This window comes from Nevskia sp., from assembly GCF_023266035.1.
Classification (GTDB): Bacteria; Pseudomonadota; Gammaproteobacteria; order Nevskiales; family Nevskiaceae; genus Nevskia.
Window position 1 is genome coordinate 1 of the sequence record NZ_JAHFRY010000059.1, and the last position, 6719, is coordinate 6719.

Consider the following 6719-nt stretch of genomic DNA (forward strand, 5'->3'; position numbering starts at 1 on the left):
TTCGGTCGTGGCTGAGGCAGGTCAGGGTGCTGTTCCCGTGCCTGAGATGCAGCGTGGTGGACGCAATAGCCGTGTCTCTTTCGGCAGCGAAGACAGTAGCGGTCGGCGCGTCCTGCGATTGCCAGCCCAGTGTCCAGACGTTGAACTTGCCCAGGCCTTTGAGCGATCGGCTGCCGAATGGCATGGCCTGCGCGCGTAGGGCGTGTGGCAGCTGACCGAGACTTTCTTCGAGCAGGAAAATCTGCCCCGGCGCGTCCTCGGCCATCTTGTGTAGGCGGGCGACGAAATTGATCGTCTGGCCCACGGCATCCGGATGACCGTCGGTCAGCCGGAATTGCACCGGGCCGAAATGGAAGCCGGCGTACAGGCGCAGGCCGACTTCCGACGCCAGCCGTTGCGCCTTGATCGCGATTTCGGCGGTGGCGGCGACCTGGTCCTGCTCGAAGACCGCCAGCACATCGTCGCCGTAGGCCTTGATGAAGGTGGCGCCGCGGTCGCGCGCGGCAGCAATGATGCTGTCGAGCAGGTGATGGATCTGCCGGCCAGCCGCCAGTTCGCCGAGCTCGCTGCGCAGTTTGGTCGATCCGGCGATATCGACGATCAGCACACCGCAGTGACGAACATCCTCTGACACCCTGATCCCCGATGATTCGCGTGACGCTGATGTCACCTCGATATTCTGAACTGCATTGGCCGCTACCGGCAGCAGCAAATTTGCACGTTCGGGGCGAGGCCCGCTGGCCGGTTCGAGCGCGGCCAACCCTGGCGAACGCTAGCCGTGACCGGCCGCACATGCTGTAATTAGCGGCTCTTTCATCGCTGTTGTTGCGCAATCGTGCCGATCCGGCACCCGACCCGTCATCCGAGGATCCCTTGAACACCGTCTTCCCGCGCATCGAGCGCCTGCCGCCCTACGTCTTCAATATCGTCGGTGACATGAAGAAGGCGGCCCGAGCTCGTGGCGAGGACGTCATCGATTTCAGCATGGGTAACCCGGATCAGCCGACGCCGAAGCACATCGTCGACAAGCTGGTCGAGGCGTCCGTCCGTGGCACCGAGAGCGACTACGTGCGCCCGGAAGTCCATGACGAGGACGGCACCCATACCCATCGCTACTCGGTCTCGAAAGGCATTCCGCGCCTGCGCCGTGCGATGGCGACCTGGTACAAGCGCCGCTATGACGTCGACCTGAACGCCGAGACCGAGGTCATCGCGACCATCGGTTCGAAGGAAGGCCTGGCTCATCTGGCGTTCGCCACGCTCGCCCCTGGCGACACCGTGCTGGTGCCGAACCCTGCGTATCCGATCCACCCCTTCGGCGTGGTGCTGGCGGGTGCCGACGTGCGCCACGTCCGCTTTCCGCAGGACGATCCGAATCACGACATCTTCTTCGAGGAACTGCGCAAGGCGATCAAGGAATCGACGCCGACGCCGAAGATGCTGATCCTGAATTTCCCGTCGAACCCGACGGCGCAATGCGTGGAGCTGGATTTCTTCGAGCGCGCCGTGGCGATCTGCCGCGAGCACGAGATCTGGCTGATCCACGATCTGGCCTATGCCGACATCGTCTTCGATGGCTACAAGGCGCCGAGCGTGCTGCAGGTGCCGGGTGCCAAGGACGTGGCGGTGGAGTTCTTCACCCTGTCGAAGAGCTACAACATGCCGGGCTGGCGGGTCGGCTTCATGGTCGGCAATCCGGTCCTGGTCGCAGCACTCGCGCGGATCAAGAGCTATCTCGACTACGGCATGTTCACACCGATCCAGGTCGCCTCGATCGCCGCCCTAGAAGGCCCGCAGGACTGCGTGGCCGAAATCTGCGAGATGTACCGCAAGCGCCGCGACGTGCTGGTGGAGGGTCTGCTGGCTGCCGGCTGGCCGGTGACCAAGCCGAAAGCGACGATGTTCATCTGGGCACAGATTCCCGAATCGCACCGGCATCTCGGCTCGCTGGAATTCTCCAAGCAGCTGATGGAGCAGGCGCATGTCGCGGTGTCGCCCGGCATCGGCTTCGGCGAGTACGGCGACGAATACGTGCGCTTCGCGCTGATCGAGAACGAGCACCGCACGCGCCAGGCCACGCGCTCGATCAAGAAGTTCCTGAAAGCGAGCCTCAAGGTCGCGCAGCCATGAGCGGGCCGCTGAAAGTCGGCATCGTCGGCCTCGGTACGGTCGGGCAGGGTGTCGTTCGCGTGCTGCAGAAGAATGCGGCAGCAATTACCGCGCGAGCTGGCCGGGCGATCGTGGTCACCGACGTGTCGGTGCGCAACGCGGCTGCCAGCCGTGACTGCTCGCTAGCAGGCATCCGCGTGCACGCAACCCCGGAAGCGGTGGTGGCGGCCGATGTCGATGTGATCTGCGAACTGATTGGCGGTACTGATCTCGCCAACGACCTGATCCTGGCGGCGTTGGCCGGTGGCAAGTCGGTGGTCACCGCCAACAAGGCGCTGATCGCCGAGAAGGGCAATGCCTTGATCGCCGACGCCCAGGCCCGTGGCCTGAGCTTGGCCTTTGAAGCGGCGGTGGCCGGCGGCATCCCGATCATCAAGGTGTTGCGCGAAGGCCTGACGGCGAACGATATCGATAGTCTCGCCGGCATCATCAACGGCACTTCGAACTACATCCTCACCCAGATGACGGTGAAGGGGCAGAGCTTTGCCGATGCGTTGAAGGACGCACAGAAGCTGGGCTACGCCGAAGCCGATCCGACCTTCGATGTCGAAGGCATCGACGCCGCCCACAAGCTGACCATCCTCGCCTCGATCGCCTTCGGCACGCCGCTGAACTTCGCGGCGGTGTCGACCGAAGGTTTGTCCAAGGTGCAGGCGGAGGACATCCAGCTGGCCCGCGAACTGGGCTATCGGATCAAGTCGCTCGGCATCGCCAAGCGCAGCGAGCACGGCGTCGAACTGCGCGTCCATCCGACCCTGGTGCCGGACGATCATCTGCTGGCCAAGACCGATGGCGCGCTGAATGCCGTCCGCGTCCATGGCAACGCCGTTGGCCAGACCGTCTACGTTGGCCGTGGCGCCGGTGGCGAACCGACTGCGTCTGCAGTGATCGCTGATCTGGTCGACATCGCTCGCTTGAACGGTGCTGCGCCGGTCATCCCCGCGCTCGGGTTCACGGCCGCTGCGCTGGCGGCCCAGCCGACCTTGGGCATCGAGGCGATCGAATCCGCCTACTACCTGCGCCTGACCGTGGCCGACGAACCAGGCGTGCTGCGCGCGCTGACCACGATCCTGGCCGATGCCGATATCTCGGTGGAAGCGATCCTGCAAAAGGAACCGGAAGACCATGAAGACGCGCGCATCGCGATCATCACTTCGGTGATCAGCGGCAGCCGCTTCGACGCTGCGCTGGAACGTATTCGGGCGCTGCCGTTCGTGCGGCCGGACATGAGCCGTCTCCGAGTCGAGCATTTCGAATAGCTGAACGTCCTGTTCAAGACCGGGCCGTCCACGGCTCGGACTCCTCAAGAAAAGCAGTAATGATTTCGAGAATTCCATGACCCGCTACACCGGCATCATCGACGCCTACCGCAGCCGCATGCCGCTGCCCGCCGACGCGAAAGCGATCAGCCTCGGCGAAGGCCGCACGCCGCTGATCAAGCTCGACAACCTCGTTCGCCATGAAGGCGTCGAGGCGGACCTCTATGTGAAGTTCGAAGGCACCAATCCGACCGGTTCGTTCAAGGACCGCGGCATGACCATGGCCGTGACCGAGGCCGTGCATCGCGGCGCGAAAGCGATCCTGTGCGCGTCGACCGGCAACACGTCCGCAGCAGCAGCAGCCTACGCTGCGCGCGCCGGCATCAAGTCCTTCGTGCTGATTCCGGAAGGCAAGATCGCGATGGGCAAGCTGGCCCAGGCGGTGGTTCACGGTGCCACCATCGTGCAGGTGCGCGGCAACTTCGACGACGGCATGCGCCTGGTCAAGGAAGTGTCGGAGACGAGCCCGGTGGCACTGGTCAACTCGGTCAATCCGTATCGCCTGCAGGGCCAGAAGACGGCGGCCTTCGAGATCGTCGAAGCCTTGGGCCGCGCGCCGGACTATCACTGCCTGCCGGTCGGCAACGCCGGCAACATCACCGCGCACTGGCTTGGCTACTCCGAGAGCGCTGGATTGCCGACCGCAGCCGATAGCCACTTCGCCGCGCACAGCACCATCGGCAACTTCGCGACGGTGACGACTCGTCCGCACATGGTCGGCTACCAAGCGGCTGGTAGCGCGCCGTTCATGCGTGGCGGCCCGGTGAAGGATCCGGAGACGGTGGCCACGGCGATCCGCATCGGCAACCCGCAGAGTTGGGATCTGGCGCTGCACGTCCAGACCGAATCCAAGGGCTGGTTCGATGAATGCACCGATGCCGAAATCCTCGCCTGCCAGCGTCTGCTGGCCGAACAGGAAGGCGTGTTCTGCGAGCCAGCGTCGGCGACCTCGCTGGCCGGCGCGCTGCGCGATCTGAAGAGCGGCAAGATTCCGGCTGGCTCGACCGTCGTCTGCACCTTGACCGGCAACGGCATGAAGGACCCGGACATCATCCTCAAGGGTGGTTTCCCGCCGATGATCGAAGTCGATGCCGTGAAGAGTGCCGTCGAGCGGGTGCTGGTCGATCGGCTGTAATCAGGCGCTGACTCGACGGTGAGCCGCGCGCCGACCATCCGCCGTCGTCCGCCCGGCCAGCCGCAAACGCTGCCTTCATCGCTGCCGCCGGTGCTGCGCCGCGTCTATGCGGCTCGTGGCCTGAGCGATCCCGCGCAACTGGCGCTCGATCTAAAGCACTTGCTGCCGCCGGATCAGTTGCTGGGGATAGTCCCCGCCGCCGAGTTGCTGGCACAGGCGATCCGCGAGCAGAAGCGCATCGTCATCGCCGGTGACTACGACGCCGATGGCGCCACCGCCACCGCCGTCGCCGTACTTGGCCTGAAGGCGCTCGGCGCGGCCAGCGTTGGCTACGTGGTGCCCAACCGTTTCACGATGGGCTACGGCTTGTCGCCGCCGCTGGTCGAGCTGGCGCGCGGGCAGGGCGCTGAACTGCTGGTGACGGTCGACAACGGCATCGCCAGCCTCGCCGGCATCGAAGCCGCGAACGCGATCGGTCTGCCGGTCGTGGTCACCGACCATCATCTGGCCGGGCCTGAACTGCCGGCAGCGGCGGCGATCGTCAATCCGAATCAACCCGGCTGCCCGTTCGCGAGCAAGCATCTGGCCGGCGTCGGCGTGATGTTCTACGTGCTGCTGGCGCTGCGTGCGCGGCTGCGAACCGAAGGCGCGTTCGGCGCCGGCAACGGCCCGAACCTCGCCGAACTGCTTGATCTAGTGGCACTGGGCACCGTCGCCGATGTCGTCAAGCTCGATTACAACAATCGCATCCTCGTGCAGCAGGGCTTGGCGCGCATCCGCGCCGGACGTGCGCGGCCGGGGCTGATGGCGCTGCTCGAAGCGGCGGGCCGCACGCCGGAGCGGATCAATGCCGGCGATCTCGGCTTCGTGCTCGGCCCGCGTCTCAATGCCGCCGGCCGGCTCGACGACATGGCGCGCGGCATCGAATGCCTGCTGGCACCGGATCGCGATACGGCGCTGCCGATCGCCCAGGAACTCGACAAGCTCAATCGCGAACGCCGTGGCATCGAAGCACAGATGCGCGATGACGCGCTGGCGCTGGTCGCTGAAAGTGACGATGTCGGCGTCGTGCTGCACGAGCCGGACTGGCATGAGGGCGTCGTCGGCCTGGTCGCGTCGAGAGTCAAGGATGCGCTGCACCGTCCGGTGATCGCCTTCGCCCGCGCCCACGAGCGCGGCATGCTGAAAGGCTCGGGCCGCTCGATTCCTGGCTTGCATCTGCGCGATGCGCTGGCGGCGGTCGATGCCAAATATCCTGGCTTGATCACCCGTTTCGGCGGCCATGCGATGGCCGCCGGCCTGACCATGCCGGAGGAAGGGCTCGCCGCGTTTCGCACGGTGTTCGATGTTCAGTGTCGCGCGCTGCTCGACGCCGATGCGCTGGCCCAGGTCATCGACAGCGATGGCGAACTGGGCGCCCAGGAGTTCGTGCTCGATACCGCGCATCTGATCGAATCCGCCGGGCCCTGGGGACAGGGCTTTCCGGAGCCGCGTTTCGACGGCGAGTTCGAAGTCATCGATCTGCGTCCGATCGGCAAGGATGGCAACCACGTGCGCTATCGCCTGCGCGGACCGCAGGGCGTGATCAACGCCGTGCATTTCAACGGCGCCGAAACCGCTGTCGACGGTGGCCGGGCTCGCGCGGTCTATCAGCTGGCGATCAACCGCTGGCAGGATCGCGAAACGCTGGAGCTGAAGATCGAGCAGATCGAAGCGGCGAGCTGAGCGTCGTCCAGGGTGTAGCAGTTGGCTTCTGTTTTGCGTGTCTGCCTTGCCCGGCGCTCGCCGGTTTCACAGACGATCAGAGGCTTCGACGATGGCCAAGGTTCCACCCGGCGTAGGGCCGCGATTCCCGCAGGTGGTGATCCTGTTCGGCGCCACCGGCGATCTGGCGCGGCGCAAGCTGCTGCCCGGGCTGTTCCATCTCGCCAATGCCGGCTTCATGCCGGATTGCCGGATCATCGGGGTATCGCTGGACGATATCGATGTCGACGCTTTCCGCAGCATCGCCCGCAAAGCGCTCGATGATTTCGGCAGCCGCAAGCCCAAGGACGAAGCCTGGAATGACTTCGCGGCGAAGCTGGATTACGTGCCGT

5 protein-coding genes and 1 pseudogene are annotated in these 6719 nt (G+C 65.2%); 5 read left to right on the forward strand and 1 reads right to left on the reverse strand.

The features are described 5' to 3' along the window. Window positions 1-760 (reverse strand): adenylate/guanylate cyclase domain-containing protein (locus Q0D45_RS10795; protein WP_293392481.1); only part of this gene is annotated, 760 nt, incomplete at its 3' end. A 113-nt stretch (window positions 761-873) separates the two neighbouring features. On the opposite strand from Q0D45_RS10795, the gene alaC reads away from it, so the two are divergent. From alaC to Q0D45_RS10820, 5 genes and pseudogenes are all read left to right on the forward strand, one after another. Further along, complete coding sequence (alaC, locus tag Q0D45_RS10800; RefSeq protein ID WP_293392484.1) at window positions 874-2130, forward strand: alanine transaminase; 1257 nt, start codon at window positions 874-876, stop codon at window positions 2128-2130. Next, window positions 2127-3428: a homoserine dehydrogenase gene (locus tag Q0D45_RS10805; RefSeq protein ID WP_293392487.1), complete on the forward strand. Its 1302-nt coding sequence runs from the start codon at window positions 2127-2129 to the stop codon at window positions 3426-3428. The genes alaC and Q0D45_RS10805 overlap by 4 nt, the downstream gene beginning before the upstream one ends. A 76-nt stretch (window positions 3429-3504) precedes the next feature. Then, on the forward strand, window positions 3505-4623 hold the full coding sequence (gene thrC / locus Q0D45_RS10810) for a threonine synthase (protein WP_293392490.1): 1119 nt from the start codon (window positions 3505-3507) through the stop codon (window positions 4621-4623). 36 nt (window positions 4624-4659) lie between these two features. Next, entirely contained in the window at window positions 4660-6348 is a 1689-nt protein-coding gene (gene recJ, locus Q0D45_RS10815) for a single-stranded-DNA-specific exonuclease RecJ (RefSeq protein ID WP_366946415.1), read from the forward strand. 91 nt (window positions 6349-6439) lie between these two features. Next, a pseudogene (locus Q0D45_RS10820) lies at window positions 6440-6719 on the forward strand (glucose-6-phosphate dehydrogenase); the annotation flags it as partial.

Bases quoted from the DNA above. Each gene is read 5' to 3' on its own strand.
- thrC (WP_293392490.1), top strand. From the start codon at position 3,505: ATGACCCGCTACACCGGCATCATCGACGCCTACCGCAGCCGCATGCCG.
- Q0D45_RS10805 (WP_293392487.1), top strand. From the start codon at position 2,127: ATGAGCGGGCCGCTGAAAGTCGGCATCGTCGGCCTCGGTACGGTCGGG.